The 18,238-nt window shown below is 61.4% G+C and carries 20 protein-coding genes; 19 read left to right on the top strand and 1 reads right to left on the bottom strand.

Annotated elements, in window-relative coordinates; genetic code table 11:
* Window positions 1-187: 187 nt before the first annotated feature.
* The 7 genes from J3A64_RS21970 (at window position 188) to J3A64_RS22000 (ending at window position 6,936) form a co-directional block, all read left to right on the top strand.
* Entirely contained in the window at window positions 188-1,183 is a 996-nt protein-coding gene (locus J3A64_RS21970; RefSeq protein WP_210065901.1) for a LacI family DNA-binding transcriptional regulator, read from the top strand.
* A gap of 196 nt (window positions 1,184-1,379) precedes the next feature.
* Window positions 1,380-2,696, top strand: coding sequence for an ABC transporter substrate-binding protein (locus J3A64_RS21975; RefSeq protein ID WP_210065903.1), 1,317 nt, complete (start codon window positions 1,380-1,382; stop codon window positions 2,694-2,696).
* Window positions 2,697-2,698: 2 nt separating this feature from the next.
* On the top strand, window positions 2,699-3,640 hold the full coding sequence (locus J3A64_RS21980; protein WP_210065904.1) for a carbohydrate ABC transporter permease: 942 nt from the start codon (window positions 2,699-2,701) through the stop codon (window positions 3,638-3,640).
* Window positions 3,637-4,536, top strand: coding sequence for a carbohydrate ABC transporter permease (locus J3A64_RS21985; protein WP_210065905.1), 900 nt, complete (start codon window positions 3,637-3,639; stop codon window positions 4,534-4,536). The genes J3A64_RS21980 and J3A64_RS21985 overlap by 4 nt, the downstream gene beginning before the upstream one ends.
* A 37-nt stretch (window positions 4,537-4,573) precedes the next feature.
* Window positions 4,574-5,677 carry a Gfo/Idh/MocA family protein gene (locus J3A64_RS21990; RefSeq protein ID WP_210065906.1) on the top strand — a complete coding sequence of 368 codons (1,104 nt, stop codon included), beginning with the start codon at window positions 4,574-4,576 and terminating at the stop codon, window positions 5,675-5,677.
* Window position 5,678: 1 nt separating this feature from the next.
* Window positions 5,679-6,428, top strand: a complete 750-nt coding sequence (locus J3A64_RS21995) for a ThuA domain-containing protein (RefSeq protein WP_011776116.1) — start codon at window positions 5,679-5,681, stop codon at window positions 6,426-6,428.
* A 97-nt stretch (window positions 6,429-6,525) separates the two neighbouring features.
* Window positions 6,526-6,936: a hypothetical protein gene (locus tag J3A64_RS22000; RefSeq protein WP_210065907.1), complete on the top strand. Its 411-nt coding sequence runs from the start codon at window positions 6,526-6,528 to the stop codon at window positions 6,934-6,936.
* A gap of 598 nt (window positions 6,937-7,534) precedes the next feature.
* On the opposite strand, the gene J3A64_RS22005 is transcribed toward J3A64_RS22000, so the two are convergent.
* On the bottom strand, window positions 7,535-7,936 hold the full coding sequence (locus J3A64_RS22005) for a hypothetical protein (RefSeq protein WP_210065908.1): 402 nt from the start codon (window positions 7,934-7,936) through the stop codon (window positions 7,535-7,537).
* 277 nt (window positions 7,937-8,213) lie between these two features.
* On the opposite strand from J3A64_RS22005, the gene mpaB reads away from it, so the two are divergent.
* The 12 genes from mpaB (at window position 8,214) to J3A64_RS22060 (ending at window position 18,213) form a co-directional block, all read left to right on the top strand.
* On the top strand, window positions 8,214-9,236 hold the full coding sequence (gene mpaB / locus J3A64_RS22010) for a daptide biosynthesis RiPP recognition protein (protein ID WP_210065909.1): 1,023 nt from the start codon (window positions 8,214-8,216) through the stop codon (window positions 9,234-9,236).
* Window positions 9,236-10,525 (top strand): daptide-type RiPP biosynthesis aminotransferase, encoded by a 1,290-nt coding sequence (gene mpaD / locus J3A64_RS22015; protein WP_210065910.1) that lies wholly within the window; start codon window positions 9,236-9,238, stop codon window positions 10,523-10,525. The genes mpaB and mpaD overlap by 1 nt, the downstream gene beginning before the upstream one ends.
* Window positions 10,522-11,745 carry a daptide-type RiPP biosynthesis dehydogenase gene (mpaC, locus tag J3A64_RS22020; protein WP_210065912.1) on the top strand — a complete coding sequence of 408 codons (1,224 nt, stop codon included), beginning with the start codon at window positions 10,522-10,524 and terminating at the stop codon, window positions 11,743-11,745. The genes mpaD and mpaC overlap by 4 nt, the downstream gene beginning before the upstream one ends.
* A complete protein-coding gene (locus tag J3A64_RS22025) occupies window positions 11,742-11,885 on the top strand; it encodes a daptide-type RiPP (RefSeq protein ID WP_210065914.1) in 144 nt (47 codons plus the stop codon). Before mpaC ends, J3A64_RS22025 begins: the two co-directional genes overlap by 4 nt.
* A gap of 48 nt (window positions 11,886-11,933) precedes the next feature.
* A complete protein-coding gene (locus J3A64_RS23870) occupies window positions 11,934-12,059 on the top strand; it encodes a daptide-type RiPP (protein WP_272941661.1) in 126 nt (41 codons plus the stop codon).
* Window positions 12,060-12,106: 47 nt separating this feature from the next.
* Window positions 12,107-12,244: a daptide-type RiPP gene (locus J3A64_RS22030; protein ID WP_159101474.1), complete on the top strand. Its 138-nt coding sequence runs from the start codon at window positions 12,107-12,109 to the stop codon at window positions 12,242-12,244.
* 84 nt (window positions 12,245-12,328) lie between these two features.
* Window positions 12,329-13,144, top strand: a complete 816-nt coding sequence (mpaM, locus tag J3A64_RS22035; protein WP_011776108.1) for a daptide-type RiPP biosynthesis methyltransferase — start codon at window positions 12,329-12,331, stop codon at window positions 13,142-13,144.
* Window positions 13,141-14,373: a YcaO-like family protein gene (locus J3A64_RS22040; RefSeq protein ID WP_286176440.1), complete on the top strand. Its 1,233-nt coding sequence runs from the start codon at window positions 13,141-13,143 to the stop codon at window positions 14,371-14,373. The genes mpaM and J3A64_RS22040 overlap by 4 nt, the downstream gene beginning before the upstream one ends.
* Entirely contained in the window at window positions 14,370-16,061 is a 1,692-nt protein-coding gene (gene mpaP / locus J3A64_RS22045) for a daptide biosynthesis intramembrane metalloprotease (RefSeq protein ID WP_210065918.1), read from the top strand. Before J3A64_RS22040 ends, mpaP begins: the two co-directional genes overlap by 4 nt.
* On the top strand, window positions 16,058-16,768 hold the full coding sequence (locus J3A64_RS22050) for an ABC transporter ATP-binding protein (RefSeq protein ID WP_210065920.1): 711 nt from the start codon (window positions 16,058-16,060) through the stop codon (window positions 16,766-16,768). Before mpaP ends, J3A64_RS22050 begins: the two co-directional genes overlap by 4 nt.
* Entirely contained in the window at window positions 16,765-17,514 is a 750-nt protein-coding gene (locus J3A64_RS22055) for a hypothetical protein (protein WP_043470680.1), read from the top strand. The genes J3A64_RS22050 and J3A64_RS22055 overlap by 4 nt, the downstream gene beginning before the upstream one ends.
* Entirely contained in the window at window positions 17,515-18,213 is a 699-nt protein-coding gene (locus tag J3A64_RS22060) for a hypothetical protein (RefSeq protein WP_210065921.1), read from the top strand.
* Window positions 18,214-18,238: the final 25 nt, after the last annotated feature.

Here is an 18,238-nt window from a genome sequence, read left to right on the forward strand (position 1 = left end):
TAGCGGTCTGCGCGCTTCAGGCACTACCCAATAGGTCAGTTCATAGTGCCAAGTGATTGGTTTAGTCGACAGCCATAAGGTGGATGGGCACCCGCCCAGAGTCTTTGCCTTATGAATCTCGCTAGAGTGGGCACGGCAGGAACATGGCGGCAAGGATCATCGTCACTGCTCGCGGAAGGACAAACGAATGGCTCGGACGACAGTTCAGGACGTCGCCAGAACGGCGGGTGTGTCCGTGGGGACGGTGTCGCGTGTCCTGAACGGAAGTTCGGCTGTCAGCGCGGCGGCCAAGGAGAAGGTCAACGCCGCCATAAAGCAGCTCAGCTATCGTCCTCTGGCCTCAGCACGAGACCTAAGAAGAGACCGAACAATGCGTGTGTTGGCCCTCGCTAAGAACCTAGACTCCCTCGTCATCAGCGAAGTATTCCGTGGGGTAGGAGACGCTGCGGCGGACTCAGGCTACGTCAGCCTCATCGCGGCAACTGACGGAGACCTTGATCGCGAACAGCAGCTCGTGGACATGCTCCGCAACGGCTCCGTGGACGGGCTGGTGATCTTCTCGCCAACGATGCCGGACGACGACGTCAACGCGGTCGCGGAGCAATTGAGCGTCGTCCAGGTCTGTGAAATCGTCGACGCCGAGGCAGCATTCGGCGTCTCCATCGATGACCGCCAAGCCGCCTACGACATCACCAAACACCTGATCAACACGGGCGCTAAGAAGCTGGCCATGCTTGCTCATAGGGGTGCCCGCTCAGGCCGGCTGCGCGAGGAAGGATTCCGCCAGGCACTCAAGGAAGCGGACCTGGATCAGGATCAAATCCTATTCGGAGAAGGAAACTTCGGGTTCCACGCCGGCCGTACGCTCGCCAAGAAGCTTCTCAAAGCAAAAGACCGCCCGGACGCTGTTTTCTGCGGGACCGACGTGGTCGCCGCCGGGTGCGTCCGTGAGCTCACCGATGCAGGCCTAAAGGTCCCGGAGGACATCGCCGTAGCCGGTTTCGATGACTCGGCCCAAGCGGAAATGTGCGTCCCGGAGTTGACCACAGTAAGGCAGCCGGCCTACGAAATGGGACGCGTAGCCTTCGCTGAACTCCTGGAACGCATGACGGTCGAGGGCTCACATCGCAAGGGAAGAACCTTCCTCCCACACGAACTCGTGATCAGGGACTCCACCAAATAAAGAGGGTTGACAGCCCTCAGTGGTCCCTGTCACACTACTTTGGAATCGATTCCACGGCCGCAAGGCCGTTTTTCCAGACAACATTTGGAATCGATTCCACGAACCAACAAGAACCACCGGCAAAGAAGCCACCCTCAGCACGCGGAACAGCCAAAACGCGCACTGAACCCGCCCACAGCCACCAAAGGAGCCACTTGTGGACTTGAACCGACCTGCTTTCCCGCTCAAGAACAACGCCTCCACACGCCGAAACCGCAAAGCACTGGCGGCAACCGCCGTAGCAGCAGCCCTCCTTCTCAGCGCCTGCGGCGGGGGAGCCGCACCCCAAGGTGCCGAACAAGCGGCAGCTGCCGATCCGGCGTCGGGCGCTAATGCCAGCGGTGCCGTGAACATCTGCGGCGTTAAGGACGCGAGCGGTATCTACAAGGGCACGGCAGAGGCGTTCACGAAGGCGAACGGAAAGGTCACGGCCAAGTACACGGAGATCGGCGCCACCACGGATGAAGCGCGCACGCAGATCGTGCAGCGGCTCGAGGGCAAGTCCACCGAGTGCGACCTCTTCGTCACGGACGTCATCTGGACCTCCGAGTTCGCCTCCCAAGGCTGGCTGCTGGACCAGACCAAGCTGGTGGAAGCCAACAAAGACCGGCTCATTCCCTCCACTGTGGAAACCACCAAGTATGAGGACAAGTACTGGGGCTCGCCGTTCTTCACCAACGCCGGGCTGATCTACTACCAGAAGGACAAGGTAGCCAAGCCCGAGTCCTGGCAGCAGCTCTACGCAGAAGCAGCAAAAGCTCCCGGCAACGGCTTCGTCTACCAAGGCAAGCAGTATGAGGGCCTTACGGTGAACTTCCTCGAAATGCTCTACAGCGCAGGCGGCGAAGTCCTCAACGACCAGGGCGACGTCAAGATCGACTCCAAGGAAAGCCGCGACGTCCTGAACTTCATGAGCGAGGGCCTCAAGAACGGCTCAGCCGACCGTGCCGTCCTCACCTACAACGAAGACCCGGCCCGCCTCGCCTACGAGTCCGGCGACTTCGGATACCAGCGCAACTGGCCGCACGTGTACCGGCTGCTGAACGCGACACCGCTGGCGTCCAGCTTCGCGGTCGCGCCGCTGCCCGCATGGGAAGGCGGCAAGGCCTCCGGCGTGCTCGGCGGTTGGAACCTCGCAATCTCTGCCCACTCCACCAACCAGGCCGGAGCTGTAGCGTTCATCGACTTCGCCACCACCCCGGACTGGCAGAAGCACGTGGCCATGGACTACTCGCAGGCCCCGGTCAACGAAGCTGCCTACTCTGACCCGGCGGTGCTGCAGAAGATGCCGTTCGCCACGGAACTCCTCGCCTCGGTGAAGGGTGCCAAGCCGCGCCCGATCTCCCCGGTCTACCCGCAGATCTCGCAGGCGATCTACAAGAACGTCTACGCCGTCCTCTCCGGCACCGCCTCCACCGAGGAAGCCGTGCAGAAGATGGCCGAGGAAATCACCACCGCCAAGGCGAGCTTCTAGCTATGGCCATCAAAACAATCCCGGCAAGCCGCGGCCCAGCGAAGACAAGCGGCCGCGACCGCGCCGAGCGCAAGCTCGCGTTCCGCATGACCGCGCCGTCGCTGGTGATCATGGCCCTGGTGGCGGCGGTCCCCATCGGCTACGCGATCTGGCTCTCACTGAACCAGTACAGCGTCCGCACCGCAGGCCTGTCCCGCTTTGTCGGCCTGGAAAACTACATCAACGCCCTCGCAAGCCAAGAGTGGTGGGCTGCGTTCGGCCAGACGTTCCTCTTCGCAGGCCTCTCGGTCAGCCTGGAACTCATCCTCGGCACGGCCATGGCGTTGCTGCTCAACCTCGCGTTCAAGGGCCGCGCCGTCCTGCGCACCGTGGTTCTGCTGCCGTACGCCATCATCACCGTGGTCAGCGCCATCACCTGGCAAACGATGTTTCAGCCGAACATGGGCCTGGTCACCAACGTCCTCTCCGCGCTGGGCCTGCCGGGCGGCGATGTGGTGTGGCTCGGTGAGCACGGCTACGCGATGGCCGTGATCGTCATGGCCGACGTCTGGAAGACCACGCCCTTCGCGGCGCTCATCATCCTGGCCGGCCTGCAGGTCATCTCCGCCGAAACGTACGAGGCCGCGGAACTCGACGGCTCCAGCAAATGGCAGACCTTCGTGAACATCACCCTGCCGCTGCTGCGTCCGGCAATCGTCCTCGCCGCGATCTTCCGCACCATGGATGCCCTCCGCGTTTTCGACCTGCCGTTCGTCCTCACCCGCGGCGCCAACGGCACCGAATCCATGTCCATGCTCGCCTACACGCAACTGCGCGAAAACCGGCTCGTGGGTGAAGGCTCGGCGCTGTCCATCCTGACCTTCCTCACCGTCATGGTGGTCTCGGTCATCTACGTCCGCTTCGCCGGCGGCAACATCCGCGACGTCGCGAAGGAGGAACAATGAGCACACTGACTGCAGAACGCCCGACGGCGGAACTAGCCACGCGCCCCAAGGCGCCGAAGCGTCGCTTGCGTGGGGAATCGAAACTGCACCCCTTGGTGTGGGTGTTCGTGGTGGCTGTCATGGCCTTCTCGCTCATCCCGTTCTACTGGCTGGTGAACACCTCCCTTAAGAAGGGCGCGAGCCTGTCCCAAGGCGAGCTCTTCCCAAGCCAGCCGACACTCGAGAACTATCTGGTGGTCTTTCAGAACCCCGAGTTCCTCCTGGCCTTGCGCAACTCGGTGATTATCGCCGTCGTGACTACAACAGTGGCGCTGGTCTTCGCGTCCTTCGCCGCGTATGCGCTGGCCAGGCTGAAGATGCGCCGCAAGGCGATGATCCTGACGCTGATCCTCTCGGTCACCACGTTCCCGGCCATCGCCATCGCGGCGCCGATGTTCTCCATCTGGCGCGAGATCGGCCTGTACGACACCTTGCTGGGCCTCATCATCCCGAAGCTGACATTCGCGTTGCCGCTGGCGATCTACACGCTGACGTCGTTCTTCAAGGAGATCCCGCGAGAGCTGGAGGAATCCGCGTACATGGACGGCGCCACACCCTTTGTGGCGTTCCGCAAGGTGATCCTGCCGCTGGCGGTCCCCGGCTTGGCGACGACGGCGATCCTGGTGTTCATCTCGGTCTGGAACGAATTCCTCCTGGCCGTCACGCTCACCACCTCGCCCGAAGCCCGTCCCGTGCCGGTCGCGATTGCGTTCTTCAGCGGAACCAGCGAGTTCGACCAACCACTGGGCACCATCAGCGCAGCGTCGGTGATCATCACTGTGCCGCTCGTGATCCTGGTGCTCGTGTGCCAGAAGCGCATCGTTTCCGGCATGACGGCCGGCGCCGTCAAAGGCTGACCCCAAACCTAGTAAACACAGAAAGAACAGGAACAACGTGAGCATTCAGCAGCAGGCCCCGTCCGCAACCCTCAAGGTGGGAGTTGTGGGCATCGGTTGGGCCGGCCAGCAGCACCTCAAGGCGTACAGCAACATTCCCGGCGTCGAAATTGTCGCCGTCGCCGGCATGGAAGCCGACCTTCTTGCCCAGCTGAAGGAGGAATACAGCATTCCGCATGCCTTCGCCCGCTGGGAAGACATGATCGAGCTTGAAGGCCTCGACGCCGTCAGCGTCGCCGTGCCCACGTTCCTGCACGCACCCATTGCTATTGCCTCGCTCGAGCGGGGACTGCACGTGCTGAGCGAAAAACCGTTGGCGCGCAACGCCGTCGAGGGTCAACAGATGGTGGACGCCGCCCGCAAGGCCGGCCGCGTCCTTGACGTCGCGTTCAACCACCGCCGCCGCGGCGACATCCAGGCGCTCAAGGAAGTGATCGACGCCGGCACGCTGGGTCGCCCGTACTATGCCAAGGCATCCTGGCTGCGCAGGCAGGGCATTCCGATGCTGGGCAGCTGGTTCACCAACCCGGAACTCGCCGGTGGCGGTCCGCTTGCTGACATCGGCGTGCACGTCCTGGACTACTCGCTGCACCTCCTGGGCGAGCCCAAGGTGCTGGCCGTCTCGGCGTCGACCCATTCCGAACTCGGCCCGCGCGGCCTCGGAGGAAACGCCCGCTACACAGCTTCGAACTCCAGTCATAAGTTTGAAGTGGAAGACTTCGCCTCCGCGTTCATCCGGCTGGAAGGCGGCGGTACCTTGATCCTGGAAGCGGGATGGGCCACGTACCGCGACGAGCGGGACCTGATGGACTTCACGGTTTACGGGACCGACGGCGGAGCGGACTTGCGCTCGGTCGGCGCCTCCGAGAACCCGGTAGCGGACGTTCACGTCTTCACCGAGAAGGACGGCGAGAACGCCGACTTCGAAGTTGTGGCCGAACCCGGGCGAGCCCACCAGGCCGTCGTCGACGATTTCATCGCTGCCGTGCGCGGTGGCGAAACTGTATGGGGAAGCCATGACGGCTCACTCGCCCTGAGCCGTGCCCTGGTGCTCGATGCTTGCTACAAATCCGCCCTCGAACAACGTGAAGTGGTGCTCTGAAATGTCTGATGCGAAATTGAAGATTGTCGTCTGGAACGAGGCCGTGCACGAGGCCCGCAACGAGCCTGCAACCATTGGCGAGATGTACCCGGAAGGAATCCACGGCGCCATCGCCGCCGGGCTGCGTGGCTTCTACCCCGACTCTGAAATCACGACGGCGACACTCGCCGATCCCGAACACGGACTCTCCGAAGAGGTGCTGGAGCAGACCGACGTGCTGCTGTGGTGGGGGCACATTGCGCATGGGGAAGTCGCTGATGAAGTGGTGGAACGAGTGCAGCGCCACGTCCTCGGCGGTATGGGCTTGGTGGTTCTCCACTCAGGGCACTTCGCCAAGATCTTCACCCGTTTGTTGGGGACCACCTGCTCATTGAAGTGGCGCAACGAAGGCGAACGCGAACTCGTATGGACGGTCAAGCCCTCGCACCCGATCGCAGCCGGCATTGAGAGCCCCATCGTGATCCCGAAGCAGGAAATGTACGGCGAACTGTTCGACATTCCGGAACCCGATGACCTGATCTTCATCAGCTCCTTTGAAGGCGGCGAGGTGTTCCGCTCCGGCGTGACGTTCTCCCGGGGCAAAGGCCGGATCTTCTACTTCAGCCCCGGCGACCAGGAATACCCGGTGTACCACCAGCCGCAGATCCAGAAGGTCATCGCCAACGGTGTTGGTTGGGTTGCCCAGCCTGGTGTTTTCCGGGAGGCACCCGAGGTCTCCAACCCGGCCCGGGGCTGGTTCGAGGAAGCTTAGGCGCAAAGGGCTTCCACCGCTGAATCCTCTGTTCCACACTGGATCTATCTGCTTGTACTGAGCGGTGGATCGGGGCGGGCCGAATCGAGGGAAGGCTATGCAGAAAGCGCGTGTGGCGGCCGTGCTGACCTGGATTTATGCGGCGGCGTTCGGGATTCCTGCGATTCCAGTCAGCATCTACCTCCTCCAAAACGGGTATCTGCCGATGTTCATGGACCTGTTTCCGATGTACGCGGGGCCGTGGGACGGCCTGGAAGGCTGGGTCTTCGTGACGCTGCTGATGGCATTTCTGGTGGTGGTCTTGGCGGCGTCGTGGGCGGCCTGGCTCGCATGGAAGGGACGCCGGTCCGGGCTTGTTCTCGGGCTGGCTCTCCTACCTGTCGAAGCGGTGTTCTGGCTAGGCTTCGACCTACCGTTCCCGTGGTTGTTCGGTGTGGCCCGCGGGTTGCTGTACGGGCTTGCCTTGATGTCCCAGCGTCAACGTCCGGAGGGGCGGCTGGCAGGTTAGACGGAAGTTGGACCCTTGTTACGCTTCACAGAAGCGAGCGGCCTTGGGGGACTAGCGCGGAGCTCGAAGTTCTTCGGCAACACTACGCAGATCAACAAAAGTTCTTCGGATTAGCCCAAACCGTACCCAGCCACCGTAGGTGCCGTTTTGCCGTGCGGACCGTCCGGCCACAGAAAGTGATTGGCCGGTTCTCACTTTGGGACGCGTTTACTCACGAGCCACGTGCCAACTGAGGCTGCTGCGGCGGCGGTCAAGAGGACTCCCTGCAAGAGATTACTAACGAAGAACGCGATTACAGCAGTAACTACAAAGAATGCCCCCGCTGTTAGTGACAAGAACTTCACCATCGAACCCGATCTGTTGACGTAGTGGTAACCCGATTAAGGATGCGATGTGAATCCAGCCCTAGGTGGCGAAAAGCCCGAAATTGAGTGCTGGAGATGGGCCTCTAGGTGCCCATAATGTGGTCATCTAGGTGGTGGAGGGCTCCACCTCAGAGATGAACTTTCAATGATTCGATCGGCAACGATCGAGACGCCGAAAAGGTGCGGACGTCGAGCGGACTCGGCGACCGATGAGCGAGCCTGACCGCTGGAGATCAGCCTGCGTGCTCCTTTTCCCGATCGAGCGAAGACTCGGGGGCACTCCGATAGAAGTGACCGTAACGGCGTAGGCAAAGATATGTGCCGATGAAGGTGACCAAGCCCAGAAGTGGACCAGCCCAGGCGACGATTGGTGAGCCGCGCAGGAACAGCGCCACCATCGCGAATGCCGTAGCAGTAATGACGATCGCCGGTCTTTCCGGGGCGAGGTGGTACTGGACCTTCCGGCCAATCTGGCCGTAAAAGAACCCCACGATCAAGGGGAAGACGATGAAAACGCCGCCCACAATCAAAAGCCACGGCATTGCTGTCATGGTGGCTACGCCAATGGTTAGCCCGTAACAGCCAGCCAACGTCAGCCAATAGCTGTTGGCGCTTTTGCGGTGGATCTTGTTCATGTTCAGGCGCCCCCAATCGTCGAGGGCCCCAGCATAGCCGTTCCAAGGCGGAGCCCTAAGTCATGCAATCAGACGCTGACGCAGCACCACCTAGTCAACCCCTATTCACCACCTAGGGGCACCCAAATGACCCCTAATTTCGCTCCGATCACCACCTAGTTCCACCTTTTCACCCTGTGGGCCTTCCGCCCACCCATAGTGTCCTTCTCAGAACGCAGCGCCGGATCAACCGCCGGGATGGCTGCAAGGGAAGTGCACAACAATTGGGGTTGGGGAATTGAAGCTGAGTCAGCAACAGAGCATTGCCGCCGCTGTGGATCAGTGGATCACCGGCATTCCGGGACGGATCCCGGGCCACGCTATTTTCGTTGAGAATCCAGAGCACACCGAGTACGCGAAGACGCTTGCCGGCGAAGGCTCGACGATCCTGGTCTTGAACGGGGACAAAGCGGATGGGGACATCGTCCCGGTCTCGGGGTCGTTTGACGCTGCCGGGGAAGAGCTCCTGGTGGACGGAAAACTCGCCTTGGAGATCCAGGACTATATAGCCATCCCCTTCGTGAACCTGGTCGGCGTGACGGTGGTCAGGATGACCACTGAGGAAGACTGGCAGGCATTTTTCGATGACGCTGATGAAGCCCTCCGCAGTGGCAACTTTGTGCAGCAGCTCACCGAAGTCAACGCCGTGCTGGCCGAACGTGGACTGTTGAGTGGGGCCGGGAATCGCAATCTTCTCCTGACGCGGCTCCACATCACCTGGGACGGTTCCATCAGGACCGGGCCCTACGGAACCAAGATTGGCAAAATAGGGGACTCACTGCCTGACTTACGAGTCCGGGCCGTCCCTCTCAGGCCCGAGTCCGCTGTGGCCGCGGTCTACTACCCCGGGGACCGTAGTGACTCCCTCGCGACCAAACCTTGGATCCCGCGTTACCTTGCCGCGCTGGATGCTTGGAAGTTCATTCCCAGAGAAGATCGGGCCAACACGCAGCTGGTGGGTTTCGGCGTCAGCCTTTGCGGCGCAGCCCTCAACGATGGTCTGCCGTCAGCAAGTGCTCCTTTCATCCTCAAATCGGGAGCAGAGCACACCCTTTTGGACACGAAGACAGGCCGGTTATTCAAGATCGGTACGGATGCTGCGGCCATCATCGAGGCCGTCTCCAACCTGAGGGATATCAAGAGGGCTGCCACGATGGTGGCACCTGCGATCAAGGTTTCAGCAGGTGTAGCCGAGGGCGCTGCCAGAGCGGTCGTCACGCACTTTGAGCAACTCGGTATCGACATCATGGGCGCACGCTGATGGCTGTAGTTCCTGTTCTCCCCACCCCCAGAACACAGCTACCTCTCTGGGTTCCGCTAGTTACCCAGCACGACTTCAACGAGGATAGCTACACGGCTGTCAGCGCTGAAGGCGTTCATGTCACCTTCGCCGATGGCGGGCAACGAATCTGCGCGAAAAGCGGTCTCTGGAACACCAACCTTGGGTACGGTAACCGCCAGATAGCGGAGTCCATTGCCAAGGAACTCAACGCGGCCTCCTATCTTCCGCTCTTCCGCACGTCCCACCGCAAAGCGATCGAGGCTTCAAGAGCACTCTTGAGCCTGCCTGCACACGACTTCCAGCGAGTCGTCTTCTCCACCTCCGGCGGAGCCGCCAACGACGCAGTAATGAAGCTCGCGCGCCACTACTTCGTCCTGAACGGGCAGCCAGAGCGGAAGCTCATCGTCGGACTGAGCGGTAGCTATCACGGGCTGACGTATGGAAGCCAAGCCCTCAGCGGCGATGACCTCGGACAAGCCGTGTACGGCGTGGATCAGCGGAGCATCCGCCACATCAGATTCGACGACGACGGTGCGGAACTGGCTCGGCTCATGCAAAGGGAAGGCCACAGGATCGCTGCGGTCATCATGGAACCCGTTCTGGGTTCAGGCGCGGAATCGGTCCCGGCGGCCTTCATCGAAGAGGTCATCAAGCACAGGGACCACCACGGCTTCCTCATCATCGCGGACGAGGTTGCCACCGGCTTCGGCAGGGTAAATGGCTGGTTCGCGTCAGATGAATGGGCGCAACAGCCGGATGTGATTGTCACGTCCAAGGGCCTGACCAACGGCACCAGTGCATGCGCCGCCCTCCTGATAGCCCAACGGGTGACGCAACTGTTTGACCAAACCGAGTCCGTCTTTGTTCACGGAGAAACCCAAGCCGGAACTCCGGCAACGTGTGCCGCCATTCTCAGCACCATCGCCGAGATGAAGCGATTGGATCACAACGTCCTGACCAAGCAGGTGGCGTCAGGCCTCAACAAGCTCATAGAAGAACTTCAGGGCACCCCCGGCGTTGGTAACTCCTCGGGTCGCGGCTGCATGCGGGGCCTGAAGCTCCTCTCCAAGAACGGCGTGCCACTCGGATCAAACGGAGTTTTGGCGGTGGTCCGGAGCATCCATCAAGCCGGGGCCATAGTGCAACCAGGGCCGGGAGGGATCCAGCTCCTGCCAGCACTCATTTACACCGACGAGAACTTTGAGGAATTGCGCACCGCAATAGAAACAGGCTTGGCCACCGCCGAATGCGACGGAGTTTTCGAATGATCGCCGATCACGCGTTGAGAACCCGCTGCGTCATCGTCGACGACGGGACGGCACCCAAGTACCTCGGCAACCTCACTCGTGGCCGAACGGGCGTGGTGGTGGACGGCGCACTCAAAGAACACCGCGACAATCTCCTGGACAGCGACCTCAAAGGAGCGCCGGTCCTGGAACTGACCGCAGCACCCGTCACGGTGGAAACCCTGCGAAAGGTGGGCAGCTTCATCCGCGAAAACGGGTTGCAGACCGTCGCCGGGCTGGGCGGTGGGTCAGTTCTGGACGCGGTGAAGCTCGCCGCTCTTTTCACCGCAGACCCCAGCCTGGCAGTGTTCGCTGAACGCCACGCAAAACGCTCCGGCCTGTTGGTGTTGCCGCCCATCACGGACCCCAAAGAACGTCCCAAGACCATTCTCATGCCGTCCACCGTAGGGACCGGCGCGGAAGTCAGCGCTGTAGCGTGCCTGGACACCGCCGTCGGACGCCGCCTGATTGCCTCGCGGAACCTGGCCGGTGACGTGGCAGTGCTCGACGCCGGACACCTCGCCACCCTGCCCAGACATCTGGTTTTCGAGGGCCTGCTTGAAGCGTTCCTGAGGGTGGCAGGGACCATGGTTGGCAGCCGCCACAGCATCTTCGACGACGACGGCTATTCCCTCATCCAACGAATCGTCCGGTTGGGGCAGCGGCTGACGTTGCACGATGCGCCGGAGCTGCGGCTGACCGCGGCCCGCCTCAGCATGGAGACGCACACAGGATGGTCGCTGATGGGCCGCAATCCCTACGGGGCGAAGCACTGGTACCTCGCGAACGAGCTTGCTTACGTGTCCGGGGTGCGAAAGATGACCGCGACGGCGTGCGTGATCGGTCCTATCTGGGAGGAAATCGAGAACGGCACTGCAGCGTGGGGCGATAGCCAGCGCCTCCAACAGCTCTGGTCCGTGGTCACTCAGGAAGTCCCTGACCTTGACCCCAGCCCGGCTCTTGGCGTCAACCAGCTGATGTGGCGATGGGGCATCGCCGGGCTCGAGACGATCAGCGAGGAAACGCTGGTACGAACCATGGACGCCACCCTCCGGAATTGGGGCGCAGCGCTTCCGATGCTGCGCGGCATCAGTGCCGCGCAGATTCAGCACGTTCTCACCGCAGCTGCGGGCGGAAACCACGTCTTGTCAGGCCTCAACGGGCGATCTGCCAACGGCAAGGGAGAGGAGGTGAACACATGAACAGCAGCCCAGCACTCAAAGCCCTGGACCTCAACATCCAGGAGCTTGAAGCCATGGACGTTCCGGACGACTGGGACGAACGAATCAAAGGCATCACGGCAGGACTGGCGTTGGTGGGGATCGCAGTCGCCATCACCTGACCGCGTCCCACACCAGCCGAGACAGACCCTGAGGGGAGGCGAAAGCGAATGCAAAATCAGCTCAATATCTCCATCCAGGAGATCGAGTCCATGGATACCCCGGACTTCAACAACTGGTTCATCGGTGTATCCCAAGGAGTTGCCATCGGCCTGATCGCCGTCAGCATCACCTAAAGCTCCGATGCCCCCCCGCATGCCGAGAAACGAGAAAGGAGGAGTCAATGATCGCAACCTCGAACCTTCAGCTGACCATCGAAGAGCTGGAAAACCTCGACACCCCGGACGATACACCGTGGTACATCCGCGTTGGTGACGTCATCATCATCGCCGGCATCGTCGTCGGCCTCGCCGCTACCTAAGCCAGTTCACGCGGGTGGTGCCAAATTCGGCCACCACCCGCGTGAGCTCCAGACCGAATTCCAACTCCCGGAGAACACGAGCTGATGAACATCGCACCAGATAAGACCGCTGACGCCATCCTTCGGGTCCTGGGACACGTCGATCCGCCAGAGGATCTGTACAGCGCTTCAGGATCCCGCCTCTACGACCAGATCACCGCCAACGACTTGACCGAGCTCCCCGAAATCCTTGCAGCCGTGCGCAAAACCTCGGGCCCCATCCTTGAACTTGCCGCAGGATCCGGACGGATCACCCGGCCCCTCCTTGCCCTGGGTCGTCCGTTGGCCGCCGTCGATTCTTCACCGGAAATGCTCGCCATGCTGAAGAAAAAAGCAGGCACCAAGGCCTTCAACCCGCGCGGTGTGGCGTTGGAGCTGATGGAGGCTGACATGTCCCGCTTCGAAGTCGACGGCGGATACGGTTGCGTGGTTCTCGGCGCCAGTTCCATCACGCTCCTCGAGCCGGCGGGCAGGCGTGAATTGTTCCGGAGAGTGCGCGACTGCTTGACGCCGGACGGTCGCTTCCTCCTAACGGTCTTGAACGCGGACAGCCATGAAGCGTCGGTGAACAACGACGGCACTGCAATTTCGGCGCTTGGGGACGACGCATTCCTCATCACCGCGGAAAGCCGGGACCCCGTCAACGGAGCGCGTCACGTGACCATGGTCCATGTCAGTTTCAGCGTGGACGGCACTTATCGATCCTCCGCATACGCAAGCGATGTCGCCTTTCTGAGCAACAGTCTCCTTGAGGAGGAGATCACTGCCGAACGTCTCAGTATCCTTGAACGCTTGCCGGTTCGGATAGCGTCGCCGAGCCCTGGTTTGAACGACGTGGAGCTGTGGGTATGCGGCAAATGAGCGTAGATCCGGTGCGAACGCTCCATCCTTCCCTGGGACTGGTGTCCGAAGCGTCAGTCTATGTACCGAACGAGATGGGCCTGTGGCGGACGGTGGGGCAGCTAAGCAATGGCGCGCCCGGTACTCGGATCGCTTCTGCAGTAGGGGCCTTCGACGTCTCGAGGCGTGCGTCCCTGACAAGAGGGGCGGGCGAAGCGGTGGAACGGTTCGCTTTGGTTCCCGTGCCGGCAGATTCCGAGTATCTGCTGGCCCGAAAGGGAAGCGCCGACACTCAAATCGACTTTGTCAGTGCCGGGCTCGGCCACGTGTCCGCCCTTGCCTGCGACGTCCCTTGGTACCGTGCCGTTGACCTGCTGACGGGGAAACCCACGCAAGTGCCCGCGCCTGTGGTGGACTACACCCCCGGCCGTGGCGAGTCGAACTCGTGGGATGCGTTCTTTGATCCCTCACCCAACGGAGCGGCGTCCGGGCCCTCTGAAGCCTTTGCCCAGACCTCGGCCATCGCAGAGGTCATGGAGCGAGACGCCTTTCTAGCAGCTTGGCGCCACAAGATTCCGTTGCAAAAGTTCGACGCAAAAAGCATGCCCGTCGCAGTGCGTCAGGGGGCGGAGGCCCGGGGCCTGAGCCTGCTCCTCGTTGCTGCGCGGGCTGCCGGCGTGGAGCCCACGCTTGCCTTCATTCCGAACAACGGGAGTCCGCTGCTGACTGCCGTATGCATCATCACGGAGGAAAAGGGACCCGTTTGCTATGGCGCTGTGGGACTCAAAGCTGCCTCCGACCCTGTAAGCGCCCTCAAGGGAGCGCTTCAGGAAGGGCTGCAAATCCGGGAGCTCTTCCTCACCCGCGCACACTCCGCCGATCCAGCCTCCGCCAGTCCGGTCTCCGCCCCTTCTGTCGCCACCGTGACTGATGACGACTCCCGTGCACACTTCTGGACCACTGCACCGGCAATCGCTGAGTTGCGCCGGTGGGTTGGATCCTTCCAGCCGTCCAACTTTCCCAGCAAGCAACCCGAGCCCGATCTCGATGCTCTGGTGAAGCACTTGGCCGGACGGAACGTCCGCTCCCATTGGGTCAACCTCACACACAGGCTTCCTGCAGCAATCCGGGAATTGGGTTGGGTTGCCGGCAAAGCTGTCTGCCCGGGGGCCATTCCTCTAACCATGGACGAGACCAAGGACCTGTTCGTGATGCCGGGCAGCTCCTCCACCCCGCATCCGCTGATATGAGGAAGCCAGGAACATCGGCACAGGGAGTTGCCGAGTGGCCCGTGCAGCTCGCACCGTCGGCTTCCATCGACGCACCGCTGCAGGAAAACGGGCCGTGGATAGTCGCGGTCAATGGTGTGCCGAAAGCGCGAGTCTCGTCCGACGTCGCCCGCGTTCTGAACGCCGTGGACGGTGCCATGCAACCGGCCCAGCTCGCTCAACTCTTGGGGCCCGCCTGGACGCCTGAGGATGTGGAGGGGATTGTGCGCCAATTGGCGCACACAGGAATTTTCGACGGCGGTGCACAGCCCGCTCAGGCTCGACGGGTCCAGTTCAGGGCACCCCTGACAGTGCAGTTCACCCTTTTCAATCCGGCACCACTGCTTGAGGCTTTCCGCCCGGCAATCACAGCAATGGTTCGGCCTGGTGGAGCCGTCGTGGCTTTGTTGCTCCTGCTCAGCGGCTTAGTGGGTGCGTTCATAGCCGGGCCCAGTATGTGGCGTGTCCTCGCAACGCCTCTTCCTTTGGAGGCCTATCTGTATGTGGTGGCGGCGATGTTTGTGTCCACACTGCTACACGAACTGGGACATGGCATGGCGCTCACCTACTTTGGCGGGACACCGCGGCGCATCGGCATCATGCTGTTCTATCTGTCGCCGGCGTTCTTCTGCGACGTGACCGACGGGTGGCGGTTGAGTTCCAAGAAGCAGCGGGTACTCGTGGCTCTCGCCGGTCCTCTGGTGCACGTCGCACTGGGGAGCATTGCCATGACGGTACAAGCGTTTCTTCCGGAGTCCCCCATCAAGGACGCAGCCGTCCTCTACGGGATGATTTGCTACGCAGTGGCAGTGCTGAATCTCTTCCCCTTCATCAAATTGGATGGCTACGTAGCCCTGATGTCCGCGGTGGACATTCCCCATCTCCGGAAGAAGTCGATCGCTGCGTTGGCCGACGTTGTCAGCTCTCGCGTTCTCGGTTCCCGGCGCGCTGACCCCAGCCGGCGCAATGACCCTAGCCAGGGTCTCCTGCCCTGGTTCGGGCTTGCGAGCTTCGTTTCAGGAATTGCCTTCATGGTGATCGGATTCCAACGACTCGTCCCGGTTTTCCTCCAGCTTGGTTACACAGGGCACCTTGTTGTTCTCGGAGTCCTTTGCCTCCTGCTGGCGATGGCCCTCAGGAGCGTGGTCCGGTTCTTCCGTGCGGCAGGCCGGAATGGAAGCCCGGCGTGGAGGCGGATCCTGGTAGTCCTGCTGGGAGCCGTGACTGTCGGAACACTCCTTGCGCTGGTGCCCGTGAGGCCCACGTCCATAGCTGGCTACACCTACGCAGACGGCCAACTACTGATTGTGGCGCCTCTTCAAGGCTCAGACCAGGCTTTCGAACCCGGCGATCATGTCACTCTGCAATCGCAAGGAATGATCATTCACGAGAATCTTGGCCAGGCCACCCTCGGTGACCAGCCGCCGTCGAACTCCCTGGCGCCGCTGGACACCATCGCCCCGATTGCGCTGGCCGGCAACAACCTGCCAGTACTTGCCTACCCGAGCCAGCTGGAATCCGGGATCAACCTTTCTTACTCCGGACGCGCCGAAGTGAAAAGCCAGCGAGAAACGAGCTTGGGGGAGTGGCTGTGGGATGCGGCCATCAATTCGCCGCTGTGGCCAGGCCCATCCGGGCAAGCTACCGAATCCACGAGAGGGCACCAATGACAATCCACGCCAGTTTCGAGGCGTTCAGCAAGAGGAGAGGCTCACGGTTCGCGGTTGAAGAACTGACGTTCGACGTTGCGGCAGGACGTGTTGTGGGCCTGATTGGTCCGAACGGGGCAGGGAAGAGCACGGCGCTCGCAGGGCTCACCGGGCTGTTGGAAGCAACGTCCGGGCGCGCAACCGTATTTGGCGCTGACTACCGGTCACTGCGGAGACCCGCCACCAAAGTTGGCGTGAATCTGGACGGAATGGACGTGGAGCCCGGGTTGACGGGACGCCGCCACCTGAAGATCTGCCAGCTCGCCGTCGGGGCTGACCCGGGGAATGTGGAGCGGATTCTTGAACTGGTGGACCTCGCAGCCGAAGGAAACAAGAAGGTCCGGGGCTATTCGCTGGGCATGCGTCAACGCCTGGGAATTGCCTCCGCATTGGTGGGTAGCCCAGAGATGCTTGTCCTTGACGAACCCGCCAACGGACTGGACCCCGAGGGCATCCAATGGCTCCGGAGGTTCCTCCGGGACTTCGCCGCATCAGGAGGCAGCGCCCTCGTCTCAAGCCACCAACTCATGGAGTTGGAGCAGGTTGCGGACGAAGTTGTGATTCTCAAGCAAAGGGTGCTGTTTCGAGGCACCATCGAGGAAGCCAAGGCCCTAGGCGCGGGCAGTCTGGAATCCGCGTACTTCAAGATTCTGGAGGGTGCCCGGTGAATAGAGTTGCTCTCCGTTCCTTGACCAGTGGTCTCCGTTCAGAGCTCCTCCGGTACTTCAGCGGATATTCGGTCCTTGGCGTACTGGCATTCACCGCACTGATCCCATGGTTTGTTGCGAACTTCCTCGGCTGGCCGGGTAATTCCGGTGCGGTATCGGCGGCGGACAACGTTCAAGTCTTTTGGGCCCTGGCAGCGAGCATTGCGCCAGTGGCTACTTTCGCGGGGAGCTATTTGGTAACCCGGGAGTCCTATTACGGGACCCTTCGGCGAAGTGTGGTGATGTCAGGGCTGAAGCAAGTGCTGATATCCAAATACTTGGCCGCAGTAATTGTCGGACTTGCCACGGTCATCAGCGGGATCGCAATCTGGGGCGTGAGCATAGCGTTTTCACTACCTTCTGATGTGCGGGCCGAACTGCTGACTGCCGAGTCATGGAAGGCGTTGCCTGGTGTGGTGCTTGCCTCAGTTATGGGTTCCCTGTGGGGTTGTTCGCTCGGATGGATCATTCGGCACTACTACGCGACGACGATACTCACCTTGCTGGTACCGCTAGCCCTTGAGTTGCCTCTCCTTGCAAGCGCCGCTGAGATAGCACGCTGGCTTCCCTCCAGCGCTTTGGCGGGTATTGCGTCACTGCCCTTCGAGGGCTTGATGGATCCCCTTCCAGCCTTCCTTGTATCACTGGGGTGGATCCTCGCAGCGGGCTTGTGCGCTGTGCGGCTTCTTCGCGGTAAGGAGTTCTAAATGGTTCACGTGGTGCCCGCTTTCCTCTCTGAGCTGCGGCGGCCGTGGTTGTGGCTGGGATCAGCCGTCGGTGCCCTGCTGGTGGTAGGGCTCATCGCCGTACTCCTTGGCATGGCGGGTCTGGAATCCCCAACATCTCCGGGGATTGAGGTTCTTCGGCAGGCAAGCATGTCCCTCATGCTCACAGGAGCCGCAGTGGTGGGATCCTTTGCATTCACTTCGGACTATCGGGCTGGATGCTTCACACGCCGGGTACTGCACTTCCAACGAGGTCCGACGTTCACTGCCCGGGCCGCCAGCACTGCCCTGGCGGCCCTTCTGGTGGGAGTGACCATAGGGGTGCTGTTCGGACTGTCCGGAGAAATCCTGGATGGAGCATGGGGATTCAGCTTTCATGCAGTCCTTGCGTTTGCGGGAACGGCCTGCATGGGGTCGCTATGGGGCTTTGCCATCGGTTCCCTTATTCGCAGCCACCTGATGAGCCTCTTCGTGGTGCCCCTGAGTTTGGTACTTCCGGAACTCCTGGCCGGGTGGTTGGGAGATGCCGAGCAGTTTTTCTTCCCGGTTTTAGCCGCTGACTGGGCGGACCAACTTGCTGTCCACATAGCCGCATTCGGTTCTTTCGTTGGAGCTGTGAGCTGGCTTTTAGTAATTACAGCGGTTGCATTATTGGTGTTTCTCAAGCGGGATCTGGCGTGACACTTCATCTACTTCAACTAAGGAA

The sequence above is a fragment of the Pseudarthrobacter sp. PvP004 genome (assembly GCF_017876035.1).
In the GTDB taxonomy this organism is placed as follows: domain Bacteria; phylum Actinomycetota; class Actinomycetes; order Actinomycetales; family Micrococcaceae; genus Arthrobacter; species Arthrobacter aurescens_A.

Coding starts and splice junctions, on each gene's coding strand:
- J3A64_RS22005 (WP_210065908.1), bottom strand. CDS start 7,936: ATGAACAAGATCCACCGCAAAAGCGCCAACAGCTATTGGCTGACGTTG.
- J3A64_RS22060 (WP_210065921.1), top strand. CDS start 17,515: ATGGTTCACGTGGTGCCCGCTTTCCTCTCTGAGCTGCGGCGGCCGTGG.
- J3A64_RS21995 (WP_011776116.1), top strand. CDS start 5,679: ATGTCTGATGCGAAATTGAAGATTGTCGTCTGGAACGAGGCCGTGCAC.
- J3A64_RS22025 (WP_210065914.1), top strand. CDS start 11,742: ATGAACAGCAGCCCAGCACTCAAAGCCCTGGACCTCAACATCCAGGAG.
- mpaC (WP_210065912.1), top strand. CDS start 10,522: ATGATCGCCGATCACGCGTTGAGAACCCGCTGCGTCATCGTCGACGAC.
- J3A64_RS22000 (WP_210065907.1), top strand. CDS start 6,526: ATGCAGAAAGCGCGTGTGGCGGCCGTGCTGACCTGGATTTATGCGGCG.
- J3A64_RS22050 (WP_210065920.1), top strand. CDS start 16,058: ATGACAATCCACGCCAGTTTCGAGGCGTTCAGCAAGAGGAGAGGCTCA.
- J3A64_RS21970 (WP_210065901.1), top strand. CDS start 188: ATGGCTCGGACGACAGTTCAGGACGTCGCCAGAACGGCGGGTGTGTCC.
- J3A64_RS21985 (WP_210065905.1), top strand. CDS start 3,637: ATGAGCACACTGACTGCAGAACGCCCGACGGCGGAACTAGCCACGCGC.
- J3A64_RS22030 (WP_159101474.1), top strand. CDS start 12,107: ATGATCGCAACCTCGAACCTTCAGCTGACCATCGAAGAGCTGGAAAAC.
- J3A64_RS21980 (WP_210065904.1), top strand. CDS start 2,699: ATGGCCATCAAAACAATCCCGGCAAGCCGCGGCCCAGCGAAGACAAGC.
- mpaM (WP_011776108.1), top strand. CDS start 12,329: ATGAACATCGCACCAGATAAGACCGCTGACGCCATCCTTCGGGTCCTG.
- J3A64_RS22040 (WP_286176440.1), top strand. CDS start 13,141: ATGAGCGTAGATCCGGTGCGAACGCTCCATCCTTCCCTGGGACTGGTG.
- J3A64_RS23870 (WP_272941661.1), top strand. CDS start 11,934: ATGCAAAATCAGCTCAATATCTCCATCCAGGAGATCGAGTCCATGGAT.
- mpaD (WP_210065910.1), top strand. CDS start 9,236: ATGGCTGTAGTTCCTGTTCTCCCCACCCCCAGAACACAGCTACCTCTC.
- mpaP (WP_210065918.1), top strand. CDS start 14,370: ATGAGGAAGCCAGGAACATCGGCACAGGGAGTTGCCGAGTGGCCCGTG.